This window comes from Cohnella phaseoli, assembly GCF_003386235.1.
GTDB classification, from domain to species: domain Bacteria; phylum Bacillota; class Bacilli; order Paenibacillales; family Paenibacillaceae; genus Cohnella; species Cohnella phaseoli.
Map to the genome: position 1 here is coordinate 80,475 of NZ_QRDZ01000022.1, position 18,427 is coordinate 98,901.

At 54.8% G+C, this 18,427-nt stretch carries 15 protein-coding genes; 1 reads left to right on the forward strand and 14 read right to left on the reverse strand.

What is annotated here, in order from left to right:
* Positions 1-12 precede the first annotated feature (12 nt).
* From DFP98_RS24405 to pth, 12 genes are all read right to left on the reverse strand, one after another.
* Positions 13-921: an ABC transporter permease gene (locus DFP98_RS24405; RefSeq protein WP_116063237.1), complete on the reverse strand. Its 909-nt coding sequence runs from the start codon at positions 919-921 to the stop codon at positions 13-15.
* A gap of 173 nt (positions 922-1,094) precedes the next feature.
* Positions 1,095-2,930: a sensor histidine kinase gene (locus DFP98_RS24410; RefSeq protein WP_116063238.1), complete on the reverse strand. Its 1,836-nt coding sequence runs from the start codon at positions 2,928-2,930 to the stop codon at positions 1,095-1,097.
* The gene (locus DFP98_RS40025) at positions 2,917-4,542 is read right to left on the reverse strand and encodes a response regulator (RefSeq protein WP_116063239.1); all 1,626 of its coding nucleotides are present in this window, start codon (positions 4,540-4,542) and stop codon (positions 2,917-2,919) included. The genes DFP98_RS24410 and DFP98_RS40025 overlap by 14 nt, the downstream gene beginning before the upstream one ends.
* Before the next feature lie 606 nt (positions 4,543-5,148).
* Entirely contained in the window at positions 5,149-5,430 is a 282-nt protein-coding gene (locus DFP98_RS24425; RefSeq protein WP_116063241.1) for an RNA-binding S4 domain-containing protein, read from the reverse strand.
* Positions 5,431-5,433: 3 nt separating this feature from the next.
* Positions 5,434-5,706 (reverse strand): HU family DNA-binding protein, encoded by a 273-nt coding sequence (locus DFP98_RS24430; protein WP_116063242.1) that lies wholly within the window; start codon positions 5,704-5,706, stop codon positions 5,434-5,436.
* A gap of 587 nt (positions 5,707-6,293) precedes the next feature.
* Positions 6,294-7,778 carry a bifunctional methyltransferase/pyrophosphohydrolase YabN gene (yabN, locus tag DFP98_RS24435; RefSeq protein ID WP_116063243.1) on the reverse strand — a complete coding sequence of 495 codons (1,485 nt, stop codon included), beginning with the start codon at positions 7,776-7,778 and terminating at the stop codon, positions 6,294-6,296.
* Positions 7,779-7,784: 6 nt separating this feature from the next.
* Complete coding sequence (locus tag DFP98_RS24440; RefSeq protein WP_116063244.1) at positions 7,785-9,620, reverse strand: polysaccharide biosynthesis protein; 1,836 nt, start codon at positions 9,618-9,620, stop codon at positions 7,785-7,787.
* A gap of 183 nt (positions 9,621-9,803) precedes the next feature.
* A complete protein-coding gene (gene spoVT / locus DFP98_RS24445; protein ID WP_116063245.1) occupies positions 9,804-10,346 on the reverse strand; it encodes a stage V sporulation protein T in 543 nt (180 codons plus the stop codon).
* Positions 10,347-10,639: 293 nt separating this feature from the next.
* Complete coding sequence (locus DFP98_RS24450) at positions 10,640-11,740, reverse strand: peptidylprolyl isomerase (RefSeq protein ID WP_116063246.1); 1,101 nt, start codon at positions 11,738-11,740, stop codon at positions 10,640-10,642.
* Positions 11,727-15,248 carry a transcription-repair coupling factor gene (gene mfd, locus DFP98_RS24455; RefSeq protein WP_116063247.1) on the reverse strand — a complete coding sequence of 1,174 codons (3,522 nt, stop codon included), beginning with the start codon at positions 15,246-15,248 and terminating at the stop codon, positions 11,727-11,729. Before mfd ends, DFP98_RS24450 begins: the two co-directional genes overlap by 14 nt.
* Positions 15,249-15,381: 133 nt before the next feature.
* Complete coding sequence (locus DFP98_RS24460; RefSeq protein WP_116063248.1) at positions 15,382-15,612, reverse strand: anti-sigma-F factor Fin family protein; 231 nt, start codon at positions 15,610-15,612, stop codon at positions 15,382-15,384.
* Positions 15,613-15,708: 96 nt separating this feature from the next.
* Entirely contained in the window at positions 15,709-16,275 is a 567-nt protein-coding gene (gene pth / locus DFP98_RS24465) for an aminoacyl-tRNA hydrolase (protein ID WP_116063249.1), read from the reverse strand.
* Positions 16,276-16,407: 132 nt separating this feature from the next.
* Here pth and DFP98_RS24470 point away from each other — a divergent pair, with 132 nt between their 5' ends.
* Entirely contained in the window at positions 16,408-16,602 is a 195-nt protein-coding gene (locus DFP98_RS24470) for a hypothetical protein (protein WP_181917922.1), read from the forward strand.
* A gap of 166 nt (positions 16,603-16,768) precedes the next feature.
* Here DFP98_RS24470 and DFP98_RS24475 read toward each other — a convergent pair whose 3' ends face one another.
* The gene (locus tag DFP98_RS24475) at positions 16,769-17,413 is read right to left on the reverse strand and encodes a 50S ribosomal protein L25 (RefSeq protein ID WP_116063251.1); all 645 of its coding nucleotides are present in this window, start codon (positions 17,411-17,413) and stop codon (positions 16,769-16,771) included.
* A gap of 54 nt (positions 17,414-17,467) precedes the next feature.
* Positions 17,468-18,424 carry a ribose-phosphate diphosphokinase gene (locus DFP98_RS24480; RefSeq protein ID WP_116063252.1) on the reverse strand — a complete coding sequence of 319 codons (957 nt, stop codon included), beginning with the start codon at positions 18,422-18,424 and terminating at the stop codon, positions 17,468-17,470.
* Between the last annotated feature and the right edge of the window lie 3 nt (positions 18,425-18,427).

Genomic DNA, 18,427 nt, shown 5'->3' on the forward strand with positions numbered 1-18,427 from the left:
CAGCTAGATAGGCTAGATGATGGACTCGCCTCTTATTTTTTTGGAAATAAAGTTAACGGTGAACAGCAGAGTGATGCTGACTGCCGTCTTCGATATTCCGATCGCCGTCGCATAGGCGTAATCGTTCGTCGCAATTCCGATCCGGTACACGTAATAGTCGAGCACCTCGATCTTTTCCGCGACAAGCGGGTTATGGAAGACGAAATACTGATCGAATCCGTTCGACAGCATATTGCTGATCCCCAACAGCAGCAGCACGATATACGTCGGCATCAGCCCCGGCACCGTCACGTTCATAATCATCTGAAACCGGCCGGCCCCGTCTACCTTCGCAGCGTCGTACAGCTCCTGATCGATCCCCGCGATCGCGGCCAAATAGATGATCGCGCCCCAGCCGATGCCCTTCCATACCGATACCGCGGTTTGAACGTACCAGACGGCTTCCCGGTTGCCGAGAATGTTCGTCGGCTCGCTGATGATGTGCAGCTTCATCAGAATCGTATTCAACAATCCCTCTACCGAAAAAATGGAGAAAAACAAGGAGAATACGATAAACCAGCTGATAAAATTCGGAAGCGTCGTCGTCGTCTGCACGAACTTCTTGAACTTGCCGTTTTTGACCTCGGACAGCAGGATGGCGAAGATAAGCGGCAAAGGAGTCGTCACAATGCCCAGGAAGCTCATCGCCAGCGTGTTTTTCAACACGTTGAGCATTTCGCCCCCGTCATGGAACGTCAGCGTAAAAAACTTCAATCCGACAAACTCCGTCTGGCTAAGCGGTATACCGGGCTTGTAATCGAAGAAGGCGTATACCCAGCCGAATAGGGGCAAATAGTTGAATAGAAACACCAGCACAAGGAACGGAACGGCCATCAAAAGCAAGTTGAGCCTGCTTTTCGTGAGCATCGGTTTGTTAAACATAGATCTACTCCATTTCGTTTAGTGACTGGCTTGATTTCCTTCAGTATAGGCGAGGCCAACTATACAAAAAACGAACTAACTTACGAATTCTTTCCCTTCGGGCGGCAAAATAAAAAAAGGCGAGCAGCTCGCTGCCCCCCTCTTCCAAACAATGCCATAGATCTGTTCATTTTTTACGTTTTCGTTCCATTGCCGAACTTGGGAAATCTCAATGTGACCGTTGTGCCCCGATTAATCTCGCTTTCGATCTCAAGCCGGTAGTGGCTGCCGAAATGAAGCTGAAGACGCTTGTTGACGTTCTGCAGGCCGATGCCGATATTCAGGCTGCTCTGCTCGTTCGTTTGCTCGCCGTCTAATATTTCCTTCAGCTGCCCCAGCCGCTGCTCGGTCATTCCCGTACCGGTATCCGATAAAACAAGGCGGATGTCGTCGCGATGCTCTTCGGCCGCAATCCGAATCGTACCCGTATAATTGTGCGCTTCCATCCCGTGCACGATCGCATTCTCGATAATCGGCTGCAGAATAAACCGCAGCACGCGATAATCGGCCACCGAATCGGGGTAGCTCCACTCGACTTGGATCCCCTGGCCGTACCGGACGTTCATCAGCTTGATATAATTGTCGATATAATGGATTTCCTCGCGGAACGTCCACATCAGGTCGGTGCGATTAAAAATGGGCTTCAGCAAGTTCGCCAGCGTCGTCAGGCTTTGCGAAATGTTGTCCGCTTTAATGACGATCGCCATCCACTTGATCGTGTTTAAAGTGTTGTACAGAAAATGCGGCTGAATCTGCGACTGCAGCATGCGAATTTCCAGCTGCGCCTTCTGCTCTTCCGCCTTCCGGTTGTCTTCGATGAGACCGATCATGCTTTGGGACATTCTGTTGAAGCCTCTGGCCAGCATGCCGAGCTCATTATCATCGTCGCTCTCCAGCGAAATGCCGAGATTGCCCCGCTCCATTTCCTGCATCGCTTTCCTCAGCTGCCAGAGCGGTTTCGTAATTTTACGAATCCAATAATACGAAATCGTAAGCGCCGCGATCAGCATGACCGTCAAGATGCCAATCATCGTATAGCGAAGCTGCCAAATATCTTTGACGAATTCGCTGATCGGCACCAACTTGACTACCGTCCAACCGGTCTCCCCCAAGCGGTAATAAATCACCTGCCTGTCTCCGTTCGTAAAGCTTCCGAAGGGACGGTCGATCACGCCCAGCAACTCTGCGTCTACCCCTTGCCCTAACCGAGTCCCGTCCGTATCCGAAATGATCGTGCCTTCGGCGTCGTAAATAAAAATTTCACTGCCGGGCTCTCCCGCCAATTTGTTATAGGTAGCGGCCAAAGCCTGCTGTTTGATGTTGACGACCAGCGTTCCCGCTTGCGTCATCCTTGAGACGGCTTTTACGCCGCGCATCGCCGACAGCAGGTTGCTCGACTCGTCACCGGTCTGAAACGCTTCGCTTTGAAAATCCTTCGCCTTTGTCGCGCCTTTCCAAATCAGCCGGGGATAGGACTCCTGAGCCTGGCTGTACAGCCCGAACGTATAGAACCAATGCTTGTCTTCGGCGTCCACGATAAAGGTCGAAGCTTGATCGCTAACGCCGACGACGGTGCCGCCGTCCGTGAACAAATAGATCGACGAAATATATTCATAGTTTTTCAGGACGATCGAAATCCGGTCCATCACTCTATTCGTCAAGTTGACATGCTCTCCGGGCGAGTTGGAGCTGTCCGAAATCGTCTCCAAATATTCCTGAATGTCCGGATCGATCAGAAACAGCTTGGATACCTTGTCCGCATCGTGACGCATGACGTCAACGCTGTACTGCAGCTGCTCGAACAGCTGCAGCGTCGATTTCTCCGAGCGTTTCTGCCAGATATCCTGCACGCCGAAGTAGATGCCGACCGCGCTGACGATCAGCACGACAACGCTCATGATCATAAACGATAAGCTAAGGCTTGTCTGCAAACTCCCGCCGGAAAGCTTTAACAACCTATTCCTGATCATCCGACTCACCGGCTTTCGACCAATCCACCATCCACTGCCGGCGGAACTCGCGGGGACTGCTGCCCGTTATTTTTTTGAAGGCCCGGCTGAAATAACTGTGATTGGTAAAACCGGTTTTCTCCGCTACCTCGTACGTTTTCAAGTAGGTGCCTAGCAGCAGCTCCTTGGCCTGCTCGATGCGGTACTGCACCAGATAGTCCGCATAATTTTGCTGCATCTCTTTTTTGAACAGGCCGCTCAAGTAATTCGGGCTCATCTGGACAAGTTCGGCCAGTTCCTCCAGCGTAATGTCGCGCTCATAATTGGCTTCGATAAACTGCAGTACATTGTTGATCTCCCTGCTGACGGTCCGTTTCTGCGCGTGAAGCCGGGCCAGCTCGGCCAAATACTGCCGGTAAGCCTCGATCATTTCATCCAGCGTCTCCGCATTCATGATCCGATCGGCATACGTTGTAAAAAACTCGATCCGGTTCGTGCGAGCCAGATGCAAGGTGCTGATCGGCCAGAGCAGCCATTGCATGAATTGCTTCTGCACCTCTTGCTTGGACAACGCGCTGCCGGCGTCTAGAAATGCATGAATCTTTTCCGCGAGCAATTTTTTGTAGCCGTCGCCAACCTCCCAGCCTTCGGCAAGTCCGAGCAGCTTCTCTCGCAGCTCCCCGCCAATGAGCTCGTTGTCTCCGCGTTCGACGAATGCGTTTTTTCCGGGCCCGTAAAAAAACTTCCTCTCCAGCGCTTGAATGCTTTGCCGATATTGCCGGATTAATGCGCCGTACCCGGACTGAATGTCGCTAATGCCGAAGGAGACGGTCACGTTAAAGTAGGTGGACATCACTTTGCGGATATGGTCGATGATTTTGTACAAATTCTCATAGATCTGCTGCTCGCTTAATAGATCGTGAAAGCTGAATAGCATCACATAACGGCTTTCCTCGTCATGGAACACTTCGCCGCGCTCGTAGCCTCGCAACACCTCGTTCAGCACGTTCAGCAACGACCTGCGGGTCAATTGCCCCTTCTGATCTTGAAAACGATCGCGCAAACGCCAGTATTGATCGATCTCCATGGCGCTTACGATCATCCGCGTCGGCTTTAGGTTCAGCTGTAAGTAGTCCACTTTGGCGGCGAACTCGCGCTCGGTGTATCCGTTGCAGAACAAATAGTCTTTAATCAAATTCTCCTTCACCGCGTCGTGCTCCGATTCCAAGTGCTGGGGAGACGGGCGCTGAGGGGAAGTTTTCATTTCGTGCTGAAGCCGGCTTAGCAGCTTCTCGATCTGCTCGGGAGTCATCTCCAGCTTCAAAATATATTCGCTAACGTGATGAACAAGCGCTTTGCGCACCAGATCGAAATCCTCCATGCAGGTTAAAATAACGACTTTGGTCGTCTGATCCGTCTCGCGAATGCGTCCGATCAGCTCCATGCCGTCCATGACCGGCATCTTGATGTCGGTAATGACGATATCGGGTGCGTCCCGTTGATACACCTCCCAGGCTTCTTGCCCGTTCGGCACGTCCGCGATCACGGTCATTCCGAACTTATCCCATTCAATCGCGTTTTTCAGTCCTACTCTGACGAGCATTTCATCTTCGGCTATCAAAACCTTGAACATCTACGTCGCCTCCATGATGAACATGAAACTATTACTAAGTACGAGCACAAAATTTCCTTGCTGCCGCTTTGTCTGGTTTTAATGTCGGCAATTCATTCGCTCGTTTAAAGTCCGCATGACACACTCGCAAACTCAACAATTTCTGCCGGGACAATTGGTTTAACTGAAATCGCCATCCTTGCGAAAAATTAAACAAAGCAAAAGTCGGCAGAATCTGCTGGCTTTCGCTTTGTTTAATGCTACACCCTACACCAGAAAAACCCGTTATATAGAATGTCCTTCGAAATCCTTGGTCTATTGCTCTTGAACAAATGTAAGCCCCGGAAAGGCAGTATAAGAATTAAGATACTTTGCGGAAACCACCTTAACCGCATTAATTTTCCCTCCCTCTCCAAACTCTATATCCCAAACTGCATCCTTTATTTCGTAATTATGAGATTGTTCCTGCACCTTCTCATTACCGATATTGTACCTCTGATCAATAATTCCAACATTCATTAGCAACAGAACAATTCGCTTGAGCCAAGATCAGAAAAAAATGGCGCAAGCTGTTCCCTATGATAGGAACGGCTTGCGCCATCTTTGCGTTGATGTTGATGTGAATGCTTACAATCCGAAGGGATCGTCCTCGCGTTTGCGAACCTCTTCCTTCAGAATGGTATACATCCCGGCGACGTCTTCCTTGCGGGTTGACTCCGTCAAACGTTCGATCCGCACAGTTAGCGTGCGTTGCCCGAATTGGATGTCCAGCTCATCCCCGATTTTGACGGTCGCGCTAGGCTTGGCTTCCCTGTTATTGAGAAGGACGCGCCCTTGGTCGGACACGTCCTTCGCAACGGTGCGGCGCTTAATCAGGCGCGACACCTTCAGGAACTTATCAAGACGCATGAATTATTTTACAGCGTCTTTCAGTTTGTTGCCGGCTTTGAATGCAGGAACTTTGGAAGCTGGAATTTCGATCGAGTTGCCTGTTTGCGGGTTGCGACCCACACGGCCGGAACGGCTGCGAGTTTCGAACGTGCCGAAGCCGATCAGTTGTACTTTGTCGCCTTTGGACAGAGCGTCGGTAACTTCGCCCAAGAAACCGTTCAATACGGATTCTACGTCCTTCTTTGTCATGCCGCTTTTGTCTGCAATGTTGTTGATCAGATCTGTTTTGTTCATGGTACTGTATTCCTCCTATGGTTGAGCCATTATTCGTTCCCCCGGTCCCTCTAGGGACGTCGGAACGTTGATTTTTTAATGCACGAAGGATACTATTCTGTCCCTTGTTAAAAAAATCCTGCCATACTCTAAAAAAAAATCACGAAATAGGTAGAAAGTACGGGAAAAACGGCGGATTTTAGGTCATTTTTAGGTTCAGTTCGTATCAAAAGGACTGTATCGGATTTGACCGCGTTTTCCCGTTGGCGAAGCTTTTGACAGCCTGGCAACCATGAATAGGCATATGCCTATGCTTGCGAGCCGTCTAGCGGTCTCGTATCGCGCTTCGCGGTTTGCGAGATTACCAGCATATCTCTCCCGTAATCACTTGATGAAGCTTGCGGATTTCCGACACCTTAACTATATTACTCTTGAATTGCCCTACTAGTTGCGCTACGCCTAGCAATTTGCCGAAGATCGTTAAAATCGGCCGAGAGTTGTCGCTGCCTCCTCTCTATAATACGTGTTCAAAAAGTCCGGTTTTTCGATGTCGAGTTCGCATTCCGGGATGCTTCGTGATCAAAAGCAGGCTATCGAACAACTTCATTCTATCGATTTTTCGCTTCTTCCCACCATGCATCCATTTCTATCAAATCAGTATCCCCAAAAGAGCGTCCGCTTATACGAAGCTGCTCTTCGATATACTTGAACCGTTCCGCGAACCTTCTGTTCGTACCCGCAAGCGCCTCCTCCGGATCGGCTTTGATGAACCGCGACGCGTTAACGACGGCGAATAGCAGATCGCCGAGCTCGTCCCGCTGGCGTTCCGCCGACTCCTCGCGAACGGCCTGCCGAAGCTCGCCAAGCTCCTCCTCGATTTTGTCGAAGACACCATCCAGATTCGGCCAGTCGAACCCGACAGAAGCGGCTTTCTTCTGCACTTTGTGGGCGCGAGGCAGCGCCGGAAGATCCTTCGGAATGCCGTCGAGCAGAGATTGACGTTCGGCCAGGCCCTTGCGTTTCTTCTCCTCGGCCTTCATCTGCTCCCAGTTGCGCAGCGCAGCCTCGGCATTCTCCGCATTCTCTCCGCCGAACACATGTGGATGCCGGAAGATGAGCTTGTCGTTTAGCTCGGCCAGAACGTCGAACACGTCGAACGCTCCCGTCTCCTCCTCCATCTGGCTGTGCAGCAGCACCTGCAGGATGACGTCTCCGAATTCCTCCTTCATGCCGTCCGGATCGTCCAGATCCAGCGCCTCGATCGCCTCGTACGTCTCCTCGATGAAATTGCGCCGAATCGACTGATGCGTCTGCTCCCGGTCCCAGGGGCAGCCCTCGGGACTGCGCAGAATAGCGACGATCTCGTGCAGCCGTTCGAAGGAGCGGCGGCTAAGTCGGTCATCCGAGCTGGCCGGAATATACACGAGCATCAGATTGCCATAGCTGTCCAGTCGATCAAGCTCGTAGAGCGGAATGTGCAGAATGCGCTCCTGCCCCTCTACGCCCAGCGCTTGTCCGACGACGATCGGATGATCGTCCGGGTAGACGTTCATCAGCGCCAGCTTCGCCTCGGAGGCGGTATACGCGTCGTAGACTTGTCCAATTACGGTATGCAGACGCGGTCTCAAATGCTCGCGTGTCAGCTCCGACGCGTCGAGCAGCTGGAAGCCCTCGATCGGATCGAAGCCGAGGCGCGTGAACGCTTGATCGAGGAAGCTCTCCCCGCCGAGCAGCTTCAGCCCGACGCCTTGCTCCGGCGCGCGCTGTCTTAACAGCTGCACCGTCCGTTCCGCGACCATCGGATGTCCGGGGACGGCGTAAACGATCGTCTCCCCTGGGCTTCCTGCCGCCGCGGCCAGCAGTTCGTTCGCAATCGCGTCGTACACTTCCGCAAAATCGTCATGCTGCTCGTACAGCCGGTCGAACGATTCGAAGCCGATATCCCGAAGCTTCAGATCGGCGACGGCCGGATGGTCCGCCGTACGGACGTAGCGGCGGAACGAGCTTTCCAGCGCCTTCAACGTGCCGAGCGTCAATTGGTCCTCTCCCCCGGAGCCAAGTCCGACAACGATAATTAAGGTTTGATTATTCATCTATGATCATCCTTCCCGGTTATCCCGATGAGTCAGGTTTCTGATGCGAAGCATCCAGCGGTCTAGGCGAGTGCCGGAGATTCCCGGCAGCTCGCGCCATTCGTGCGGAGCGACGGCGCCTAGGGCGACGAGCGCCGCGGCGAAGACGGCGGCCCCGAGCGCGACGCCCGGCAGGGCGACGAGCAGGGCCGCCGCGCGCGCCGGCATAACGGCGGCGAACAGCCCGCCGAGGCCGTGCGCGAGCAGAGCGACCGCGGCCGCCATGGCGGCCAGCGCAGCGACGGAGCGCCACGCGAGCGGTGCGCGCGGGGCGGGCAGTTGGACGCGCTGGCGTAGGGACAGCGCGTTAAGGGTTGCGGCGATGGCGTAGGCGATCGCCATCGCTGCGGCGGCGCCTGCGATGCCGTGCTGCGGCACAAGGGCGACGTTGAGCGATAGCTTGAGCAGCGCGGCTGCCGCCAGGTTGACAGCCGGCGCTCGCAGTTCGCCTATGCCTTGCAGCAAAGCGGCGCTGACCGCTTGCAGCGTGCCACCGACCGCAGCCAGCCCGACGAGCGCCATTGCAACCGAGCCGCTATCGTCGCCGAATAGCGCCGTATTGATCGGCACGGCCAGAAGCGCCAGCCCCGCCGCAGCCGCGCAGCCGAACCACCAGGCGAGCCGCAGCGCGAATCTCGCCCTCCCGGCCAGCTCCGCTTCGTCTCCGCGCGTCCTTGCCGCCGTGAGCGCCGGAACGAGCGCGGCTGCCGCCCCGGACACCCCCAGGACAACCAACTGCAGCAACGCCACGCCTCGGCTGTAGACGCCGAACTGGGCCAGCGCCCATTCCCCTCCCTGATCCAGCAGCCGGGGGATGGAGAATGCGTCGATCAGCGCGAACATCGGCGCAACGATCGACGCAGCCGCCACAGGCACGGCAACCCGAATAATCCGTTTCACCAGGGCGGCTCTCGGCTCTATCACCACTACGCGCCCGATCGGACTTCCTCCCGCCCCTCCATGCCTTTTCCCTACGGCGACCGTTTCCGCCGCCTTTCCCGCCGTTCCGAAGCTTTTCTTAGCTCCGCTCGAGCGAATCGGGATCGGCTGCCCCGGCTTGCGGCCTTCGCGGACGGAGATCGCCGCCATCACGAGCAGTCCCATTGCTGCGCCAGTTGCCAAACCGCCATGCACGGCCGCGGCCGTAGCGGAGGCCGACCAGGCTCCGTTCAAGGCGATCGCCAGCGCAACGAGCATAAACGCCACTCTGGCGATCTGTTCCGCGAGCTGGGACAACGCCGGCGCGAGCATCCGCATCCTGCCTTGGTGGTACCCCCTCAGCACAGCAGCAACAGGCGAGAACAACAGCGCCAACGAGGACATTCGAATGGCGGGAGCCGCCGCATCAAGTCCCATCCACTGGGCGAACGCGTCCGCCCCGAGCCAGAGCGCCGCGAACATGATCAATCCGATCAGCCCGATCAACGCTCCCGCCCAACGAACGATGCGTCTAGCGCCCTCTTCGTCGTCCTTCGCCGCCTTCTCGGCAACCAAAGCGCTAACCGCGACCGGAATGCCCGCGGATGCGAGGGTCATCCACATGACCGCCAGCGCGTACACAGCCGTATACAGCCCGAACACTTCGTCTCCGGCCAAATTTTGCAGCGGAATTTTCTGCAAAGTGCCGATCAGCTTAGCGAGCAGAGCCGCGCCTCCCAGCAAAGCGGCTCCTTGCATAAGCGCCTTTTTCCCAGAGCTTCCTGGGTTGCCTGGGTTGCCTGGATTGCCCGGATTTCCCGGACTTCCGGAAATTTCAGAGCCTCCCGAGCTATCCGAACTTCCGGTTCCATATTCGATTCGCATGACCGTTTCCCCATTCCTTGGCCGAAGCTTTGTTCGTCCGCAGGCTTATCCGTAATCTCTCCGTTCCCATTCCCGTGTCTTGATTATAAACGAAAGCCGCAAAGCAAAAAAGCTTCCCCAAGAACGGGGGTCAAGCCGTCCGGGAAAGCTTTTCGTTCGAACGCCTAAGCGTTCCTTTCTAATTCACTGCTCCATCTGTTTCGCGAGGAAGCCCGCGGCCGTCTCGACCATTTTGCTCTCCATCGCGCCCATCTTCACCGCATCGTCCTTGCTGAGGAGCACGACCGTACCGATCGGATCTCCTCCCGCCACGATCGGCGCCGCCGCGAACGAGCTGATCGTTTCGGCTATGTCTCTGAGCATTTCGTGGCTGCCCGGGGAAGACTCCAAAATAATTTTGCGATTGTCCATGCAGTTCTCAAGCAGATTGCCGATCGCCTTGTCGATATACTCCTTCTTGGAGGCTCCTGCCACTGCAATGAACGTATCCCGGTCGGAGATCAAGGCGATATGTCCCGTGCTCTCGGACAGCGATTCGGCATATTCCTTGGCGAAATCGCCCAGCTCGCCGATTGGGGAATATTTTTTGAGGATAACTTCGCCATCGCGATCCACGAAAATTTCTAGCGGATCCCCTTCCCGAATGCGAAGGGTGCGACGAATTTCTTTGGGAATGACGACTCTTCCGAGGTCATCGATACGGCGTACAATTCCGGTTGCTTTCATGGTCGTGTTGCCCCACTTTCGTAGATGTATTCGCTCTGCTGCTGCCGCCGGCACGAACGCGTTGCCGGCCTTTATGACGAACCTTGAACATTCGGAAAAAGGTGTCTCGAATCGTAAGGGTAGTATTCAACCTCTCCCATTTTCTTATGCGTTCGCCCTTCGCTGGAGGAATCATCCAACCCAAGATTAGGTCGGAACGCTCGATCTTCTTTGGCCTCTTTCTATCCCGAATAGAAAAAAAAGCGTCCGAAGCTTCGTCGCATGGTCGCGGTCGAAGCTTCGGACACGTTTACTTATTGCGCGGATGCAGACGCCGATGGCGAGGCTGCCGGGGATTCGGACCCCGATGCGCTTGGCGACTCTGCCGGGGATTCGGATCCCGATGCGCTTGGCGATGCAGACGGCTCCTGCGGCAGCGTGACGACGATGCCCAGCTTGTCCTGTTCGCTAACGATGAATTCGTTCAGTTTGGTCGAAGAAAGCTCCATTTTGATCGAATCCTTGGACTCCTCGGACAGCTTGTCCACGGAAGTCACTTCCTCGCGGCTCTCGACCTTCATGACGTGATAACCGAATTGCGTCTTGACCGGCTCGCCGATCTCGCCGATCGGCTGCGTATTCGCCGCTTCCTTAAATTCGGCAACCCAGCCTCCAGCAGCTTGTTTCTCGTACAGACCGCCGTTATCCTTGGAGCCGGTGTCCGTGGAATACTCCTTGGCCAGAGCATTCCAATCTCCGCCGGCTTCAAGCTTGGCCTTTACTTCGTTAGCCGTTTTCAGCGCTTCCTCTTCGGTTTTCAGCTCCTCACCCGTGTTGGGATCGGACGTTCCGATCAGAATATGACGAACAGTAACGACGTTAAAGTCGGACGGCGCTTTGTCAAACTCCGCCTTGATTTCTTCGTCGGTTACCTTGCCTTTGAATTCATCGCCTTTGGCCGAATAATACGATTGGAATTTCAGCGTTTCCTCGTAGAAATTAACCATATCGTCTACGGTAAGGTTGTTTTCCTTCATTTGCGTTTTGAGCTCCGGCTGCGTATTGCGCGCCTTCTCTACATTTTCCTTAAACGTCTTGATTTCCGTCTTGACCTTGTCCTTCTCTTCGTTGGAGATCTGCTCTCCGAGCACCTTCGTCACAATGTACTGCTTAACCAGCTGCTCCTTGATCTGCGGAATAGACGCGTACATGGCGATCTGGTTGTTGCCGCTCAAAAGCTGAAAAGCGATATACTTCTCAAAGTCTTGATCCGTGACTTGCCCGCCATTGTTGTAGGTAGCGATGACGGTTTCCTTCTCTTTCTTGCCGCACGCGGACATCAGTGCGACCAGCATGACCGCCGCCAGCGCCAACAGAGCCAGCCGACGATACGGCATGCTTCTATGTTGCAACATCCTGTAGTTCCCCCTTCGATTTTGTCGCTTCTTTGTATTGTACCAGAAAATCCTCAAGGAACGCTAATAGAGCGTTCTCGTCAAGTCCCCGCGCTTTCATGCGGATTACAGGCTGCTGCTCGCCCAAGGCGAATACGACGCGCCCTTGCAGCTTCGCCTCCAACGGCTTCAGCTTCTTCTCGTCGATGTCGGCGCGACGGCGTTCCTCCAGCTTTAACGTCACGTCGTCTCCGCGGCGGACGATCGATTCGATTCCGTACTTGCGCCCGTATACCTTCAGTCTGGCGACCGCCATCAGATTGAGCACGGCTTTAGGCGGCTCTCCGAAACGGTCGATCAGCTCCTCGAACAGCTCCTCCACATCTTCCAGCGAAGCGGCGGCGGCGACTTTCTTATAGATTTCGATTTTCTGAATGCTGTCGTAAATATACTCGGGAGGCAGATAGGCGTCGACGCCTAAATCGAGCTGCGTGTTCACCGGACGCGGCGGCTGCACATCTCCGCCGAGCTGCAGCTTGCGGCTCTGAATTTCCTCTGCGAGCATCTGGGAATACAGATCGAAGCCGACCGATGCGATAAAGCCGTGCTGTTCCGCTCCGAGCAGGTTGCCGGCGCCGCGAATGGACAAGTCGCGCATAGCGATCTTGAAGCCCGATCCGAGCTCGGTAAACTCCTTAATCGATTGCAGACGCTTCTCCGCGACCTCCGTCAGCACTTTGTCCCGCTGATAGGTAAAGTAGGCATAAGCGATCCGATTAGACCGCCCCACTCGTCCGCGCAGCTGGTAGAGCTGCGACAGCCCCATTTTATCCGCATCGTGCACAATGAGCGTATTGACGTTCGGGATATCGACCCCAGTCTCGATTATGCTTGTGCTGACGAGTACGTCGTATTCCCCGTCCAGGAAATCGAGTATCGTTCTCTCCAATTCCTGCTCCGACATCTGGCCGTGAGCGACGGCGATTCTGGCGTCGGGCACAAGCGCGCTGATCTGCTCGGCCGCCTGATAGATGCCCTGCACCCGATTGAACAAATAATAAACTTGCCCGTCGCGGGCCAGTTCTCGCTCGATCGCCTCGCGGACAAGCGTCGCACTGTATTCGACGACATAGGTTTGCACCGGGAATCGGTTCTCCGGCGGCGTCTCGATGACGGACAAATCTCTTACGCCCAGCATCGACATGTGAAGCGTGCGCGGAATCGGCGTCGCCGTCAACGTCAGCACGTCTACATTCGTCTTCAGCTTCTTCAGCTTCTCTTTATGCGTGACGCCGAAGCGCTGCTCCTCGTCCACGATCAGCAGTCCAAGCTCCTTGAACACGATATCCTGGGACAGAATTCGATGCGTTCCGATCACGACGTCGACCGTTCCCGCCTTTAGCCCTTTGATCGTCTCCGTCTGCTCCTTGCGGCTCCGGAACCGGCTCAACACCTTGATATTAAACGGATAGCCGGAGAAGCGCTCGCGGAAGGTCTCGAAGTGCTGCTGCGCCAATATCGTCGTCGGCACAAGCACGGCTACCTGCTTGCCCTCGATCGCAGCCTTGAACGCGGCGCGGATCGCCACCTCCGTCTTGCCGTAGCCGACGTCTCCGCACAGCAAACGATCCATCGGACGCGGCGTCTGCATATCCTTCTTGATCTCCCGGATCGCCCGCAGCTGGTCCGTCGTCTCTTCGTACGGGAACATCTCTTCGAATTCCTGCTGATACGGCGTATCCTCTCCGAAGCCGAAGCCGGTCGTCGCCTGCCGCTCCGCATACAGCTTGATCAGATCGTCCGCGATGTCCTGTACGGATGAGCGAACCTTGGATTTCGCCCGGTTCCACTCCGAGCCTCCGAGCTTGCTGACCTTTGGCTCCTTCTCCTCGTTGCCCACATACTTCTGGATCAGATCGAACTGCTCCACAGGTACGGAAAGACGATCTCCCCCCGCATAGACGATATGGAGATAATCTTTGTGAATGCCGCCGACTTCCAACGTTCCGATACCCAAATATTTGCCGATGCCATGGTTTTGGTGCACGACGAAGTCGCCCACCTTCAGCTCGGTGTAGCTCTTGAGACGCTCGGCGTTATCGAGATGGCGATCGACCCGTCTAGCCTTGCGCTGCTTCTGCGTGAACATCTCGCCTTCGGTAATGACGACGAGCTTGATCGAAGGCAGCTCGAAGCCGCTTTGCAGGTTTCCTTGCAAAATTTCCGGCGGCTCGATCTGATAGTCGTCCAGTACCCTTCTCATCCGCTCGGCCCGCTCAGCGTTGCCCGCAAGCATCAAAATCCGAACGCCGCTCTTGCGCCAGCGCTCGGTCTCCGCCTTCAGCACGTTCATCTGTCCATGAAAGTTCTGCATGGAACGACAGACGAAGTTGATAATATTTTGCGGTTGCGTATGCGGAATCTGCCTGACGAAGAGCGACAGGTAGACGATTTGAAACGCTTTCGGATACAGCGCCTGCTCCGCAGAAACAGCCAGCGCAAAACCGGGCAGCGATTTGCCCTGCTGCAGCAGATGGGTCGCCCACTCCGATTCGTCGCGTTCCAGCTGACGCGCGGTTTCACCGAGTCTGTTCGGTTCGTCCATCAGCAGAATCGTATCTTTAGGCATATAGTCCAGCAGCGTCTGGCGCTCCGGATAAAGCAGAGAGATGTACTTGTAAATCTCGGGAAAATAAACGCGCTGGCGCAAAAGCTCAATTTCTCGGGAAATTTCCGAGCTTAACTTCTCCTTGGCCTGGCGGTCGGTCATTCGCTCCAACTGCTTGTCGAGCAAATCCCGCGCATGCTGAGCCGCATTCTGGAATCTTCTCTCGACGGCGATCCACTCTCGGCTCGGCCGCACGGTATAAGACTCCAGCTTCTCGATCGACCGCTGATCGGCCGGATCGAACGTGCGAATGGAATCGATCTCATCGTCGAACCATTCCACCCGGCAAGCAAGCGCAGAAGCGAGCGGGAAGAAATCGACGATGCCCCCGCGCACGCTCATATGGCCTTTCTGCTCGACCCGATCGACTCTCTCGTAGCCAAGCTCGACCATTCTATGCAGAAACTGTTCCATCGGCAGATTCTCTCCGACGCGCAGCACGATATGCGCTTCCGACATCGTCTGCCGATCCGGAAGAAATCTCCGAACCCCGGCGAACGGCACGACAATAACGCCGCGGAAGCCATCCGCAAGCTTGAGTATGGAGTCCAGCCTCCGCGCCGACGTTTCGGGGCTTGAGATCGCGGTTTCTGCGGCGATCAGCTCATTGGCGGGATACAGCAGCACCTCGTCCGCCGATAAGCATTCTTGCAAATCGTCGGCAATTTTCTGAGCCGAAAACATATTGTGCGTCACGATGAGAATCGGTCGCTTCAGCTCGCGGTACATTCCGGCGATCGCCACTTGTCGGGCGGAGCCGGACAAGCCGGCGACGAGTTGCTCCCGCATTCCGCTTTGCAGTCCTTGAATGACGCTAATAAGATCGGGATCTTTAACGAGTGATTGGATTAACGGATTCATGGCATTTCCCCTCTCCGAAACAACCTTCCACGTATCTACTGCTTATTTCAAATCGCGCCCTGGAAATCAAGAAAAAAGCCCCGGCACAAGCCAAGGACTCCTGGAGGATGTCGAAACGCGATGCTTTCGGCGCTTACTGCAACGGATTGGACAGCAACGCAAGCTCGGGATTCGCGTCCAGCGTCTGACTGCAATAGTCGCAGATTACCCGTACGGTCACGTCCCCGTTGGAATTATACGCTATTATACGCTTTCGCTCACCGGGGGTCAAGAATTGCAGACCCAGCCGATACTCGCCTACCTCCGAATGGTCGAAGCTTCCCAACGGCATGCCGCAATGGCGGCAAATATAGTTCACAGTCATAGCTATGCCTCCCGGAGTGAGCATATGCGGTATCCCGCATTTCTCTTTCCAGTATTCCCGCAAACCGTCTCTTTAATAATAGGCCGTTCAAAAAGGTCAGCCTTTCGCGTTATACTTCGCCATCGTCTGCTCGAACGTATGCGTCAGGGCGTATTCAATCGCATCGCACGCTTCTTCTATCGAACGCTGAAGCGGCTCTTTCTCCGACTTCGCGAAGCCCGAGAGGACGTAGTCGGAGATGGCCCATCCCGGCTCAGGCCTGGATATGCCGACGCGCACCCGATTAAAAGTCTGCGTGTTGAGATGCTGAATAATCGACTTGATGCCGTTATGCCCGCCTGGACTTCCTTGATATCTGAGCCGAATACGGCCAACCTCGGTATCCAGATCGTCATAGACGACGATTAAATCTTCCGGCTTCGCCTTATAGAAATCCATGAAGGCTCTTAACGACTCGCCCGACAAATTCATATAGGTCATCGGTTTTAAGAGCGCGACCTTCACGTCTCCAACCTTCGCCTCGCCCGTCAACGCCTTGAATTTCTGCGCAGTCACATCCGTGTTAAACCTTCGAGCCAGCTCGTCAATAACCATAAAGCCCGCATTGTGCCGAGTACTTGCGTAAGTCGAGCCCGGATTTCCCAATCCGACAATCCAACGCATAAAGATTTCCTCCAAATCCGAACATTTTCGCCATATTTACTTAAGAAAATAGAATTCCTATGCAACGAAAGCCTGTTGCCGCGTGTCTTATCTAATACAGATTCCGAGAAAGCGAGTTGAATTGATGTGTACATGAACGGCCAGATGATTTATGACGACCAGCATTTCCTGGATCATATGTCTTCTCAAGTTCCGGTGCAGATTTATTGCGGAAGGCGTCACAGCGATATTGGTTTTATCGAATATTATGGCAAAGAATTCGTTCAGGTCAACAATATTTTCTACAACCGCAGGCAATTTACCTTCGTCTCTCGCCCGGGTTACTGAGTCAACGGGGTGAGCGGCCGACTGGAGCAGGAGGCTTCGGTATGCCGCTTTCAACATATTCCCTTTGTTTTACGGACGGGCCTTCTTGCCATGCCGCCTCCCCCTGCTGCATGACAAGAAGGCCGCGCATAGCGCGACCTCTTCGCAATCTTCCGACAGCCTTCCTTTAATCCTTCTCCACCGCCAACGCAGCTTCCGAATGTTTGCGATCTTCCTCGGCTTCGTCGTTAAGCGCTTCGACCTCATCCTCGGAACGCTCCTTCTGAGGCGCCAGAACGGCGACGATAACCGTTTCCGGGTCTTGTACGGCGGTTACCCCGGCCGGCAGCGTCAGATCGCCGATGGTCAGATGTTCGCCCATTTCCAGCCCGCCGACATCCGCCGCGATCGCGTCTGGAATGTCCTTCGGGTAGCATTCGATGTCGATCTCGTGCAGCACGAGCTGCAGCATGCCGCCTTCTTTCTCTCCCGGAGACACTCCGGTGAAATCAAGCCGGGCTGACGTCGTTATCTTCTCATTCATATCGATGCGGCGAAAATCCACATGCAGCATCTGTCTGGAGATCGGATCTCTCTGCAGCTCCGCCAACATGACTGGCTGCTTGCCCGCTCCAGGAATCTCCATATCGAGCACCGCGTACGGATTGCCCTTTAGCATGTCCGTCAGAGCTTTCGCATCTATCGCAATCTTGGAAGGCACGGCCAGTCCTTTGCCGTACACGACCCCGGGAACGCCGCCAGATGCGCGAAGGCGCCTTAACTGGCCATGGGTCGAAGCCTCTCGGAGTTGAACTTGAAGTTCAGCGGTCATATCGAATTCCTCCCCAGCTAGGTATATCCTTGTTGTACCCCAGGGAGGCGTTCATTAAACATGCGGTTCGAATAAGGAGCTCAGCGACTGCTGTTCATGCACTCGAACAATCGCTTCGGCCAACAACGGCGCTACCGACAGTACCTTGACCTTGTCGGTGCCGCAAGGCTGCCTGAGCGGAATCGTATCCGTCACGACAATTTCCTTGATTGACGAAGCTTCCAGACGCTCAATCGCCGGCCCGGACAGCACAGGATGGGTACAGCAAGCGTAGATATCCCCTGCGCCGGCTTTCTTTAAGGCGTTTGCGGCTAGCGCGATCGTACCCGCCGTATCGATAATATCGTCAATCAGAATCGCCGTTCTCCCCTTGACGTCGCCGATGATATTCATGACCTCGACAACGCCCGGCTCGGGCCTGCGCTTATCGATAATCGCAAGCGGAGCCTGAAGAGTATCGGCCAGACGACGCGCGCGAACGACGCCGCCATGATCGGGGGAGACAACAACGGGAGACTCCAACTGCTTCTCATGAAAATAATCTCCCAGAATCGGAACGCCCAGCAAATGATCGACGGGAATATCGAAGAAGCCTTGAATCTGCATGGCGTGCAGATCCATAGCGATAACCCGGTGCGTCCCTGCGGTCTCGATCAGATTCGCTACCAGCTTGGCGGTAATCGGATCCCTAGAACGCGCCTTGCGATCTTGCCTGGCGTACCCGTAATAAGGAATGACGACATTAATCGTCTTGGCCGACGCCCGTTTCAACGCATCGACCATGACAAGCAGCTCGATTAGGTGGTCGTTGACCGGCGCGGAAGTCGACTGTACGACATACACGTCGCTTCCTCTAACACTATCGTCCAATTGAATATGGATCTCGCCGTCGCTGAACCGGCTCATCGTCACGTTGCCTAGCTCGACGCCGATGCATTTGGCAATCGAATGCGCTAGCTCTGGATTTGAACTGCAGGAGAATAGCTTTAAGGTTGGATCCGAATAAGCCATTTT

Bases quoted from the DNA above. Each gene is read 5' to 3' on its own strand.
- DFP98_RS24405 (WP_116063237.1), bottom strand. From the start codon at position 921: ATGTTTAACAAACCGATGCTCACGAAAAGCAGGCTCAACTTGCTTTTG.
- DFP98_RS24410 (WP_116063238.1), bottom strand. From the start codon at position 2,930: ATGATCAGGAATAGGTTGTTAAAGCTTTCCGGCGGGAGTTTGCAGACA.
- DFP98_RS40025 (WP_116063239.1), bottom strand. From the start codon at position 4,542: ATGTTCAAGGTTTTGATAGCCGAAGATGAAATGCTCGTCAGAGTAGGA.
- DFP98_RS24425 (WP_116063241.1), bottom strand. From the start codon at position 5,430: ATGCGTCTTGATAAGTTCCTGAAGGTGTCGCGCCTGATTAAGCGCCGC.
- DFP98_RS24430 (WP_116063242.1), bottom strand. From the start codon at position 5,706: ATGAACAAAACAGATCTGATCAACAACATTGCAGACAAAAGCGGCATG.
- yabN (WP_116063243.1), bottom strand. From the start codon at position 7,778: ATGAATAATCAAACCTTAATTATCGTTGTCGGACTTGGCTCCGGGGGA.
- DFP98_RS24440 (WP_116063244.1), bottom strand. From the start codon at position 9,620: ATGCGAATCGAATATGGAACCGGAAGTTCGGATAGCTCGGGAGGCTCT.
- spoVT (WP_116063245.1), bottom strand. From the start codon at position 10,346: ATGAAAGCAACCGGAATTGTACGCCGTATCGATGACCTCGGAAGAGTC.
- DFP98_RS24450 (WP_116063246.1), bottom strand. From the start codon at position 11,740: ATGTTGCAACATAGAAGCATGCCGTATCGTCGGCTGGCTCTGTTGGCG.
- mfd (WP_116063247.1), bottom strand. From the start codon at position 15,248: ATGAATCCGTTAATCCAATCACTCGTTAAAGATCCCGATCTTATTAGC.
- DFP98_RS24460 (WP_116063248.1), bottom strand. From the start codon at position 15,612: ATGACTGTGAACTATATTTGCCGCCATTGCGGCATGCCGTTGGGAAGC.
- pth (WP_116063249.1), bottom strand. From the start codon at position 16,275: ATGCGTTGGATTGTCGGATTGGGAAATCCGGGCTCGACTTACGCAAGT.
- DFP98_RS24470 (WP_181917922.1), top strand. From the start codon at position 16,408: ATGAACGGCCAGATGATTTATGACGACCAGCATTTCCTGGATCATATG.
- DFP98_RS24475 (WP_116063251.1), bottom strand. From the start codon at position 17,413: ATGACCGCTGAACTTCAAGTTCAACTCCGAGAGGCTTCGACCCATGGC.
- DFP98_RS24480 (WP_116063252.1), bottom strand. From the start codon at position 18,424: ATGGCTTATTCGGATCCAACCTTAAAGCTATTCTCCTGCAGTTCAAAT.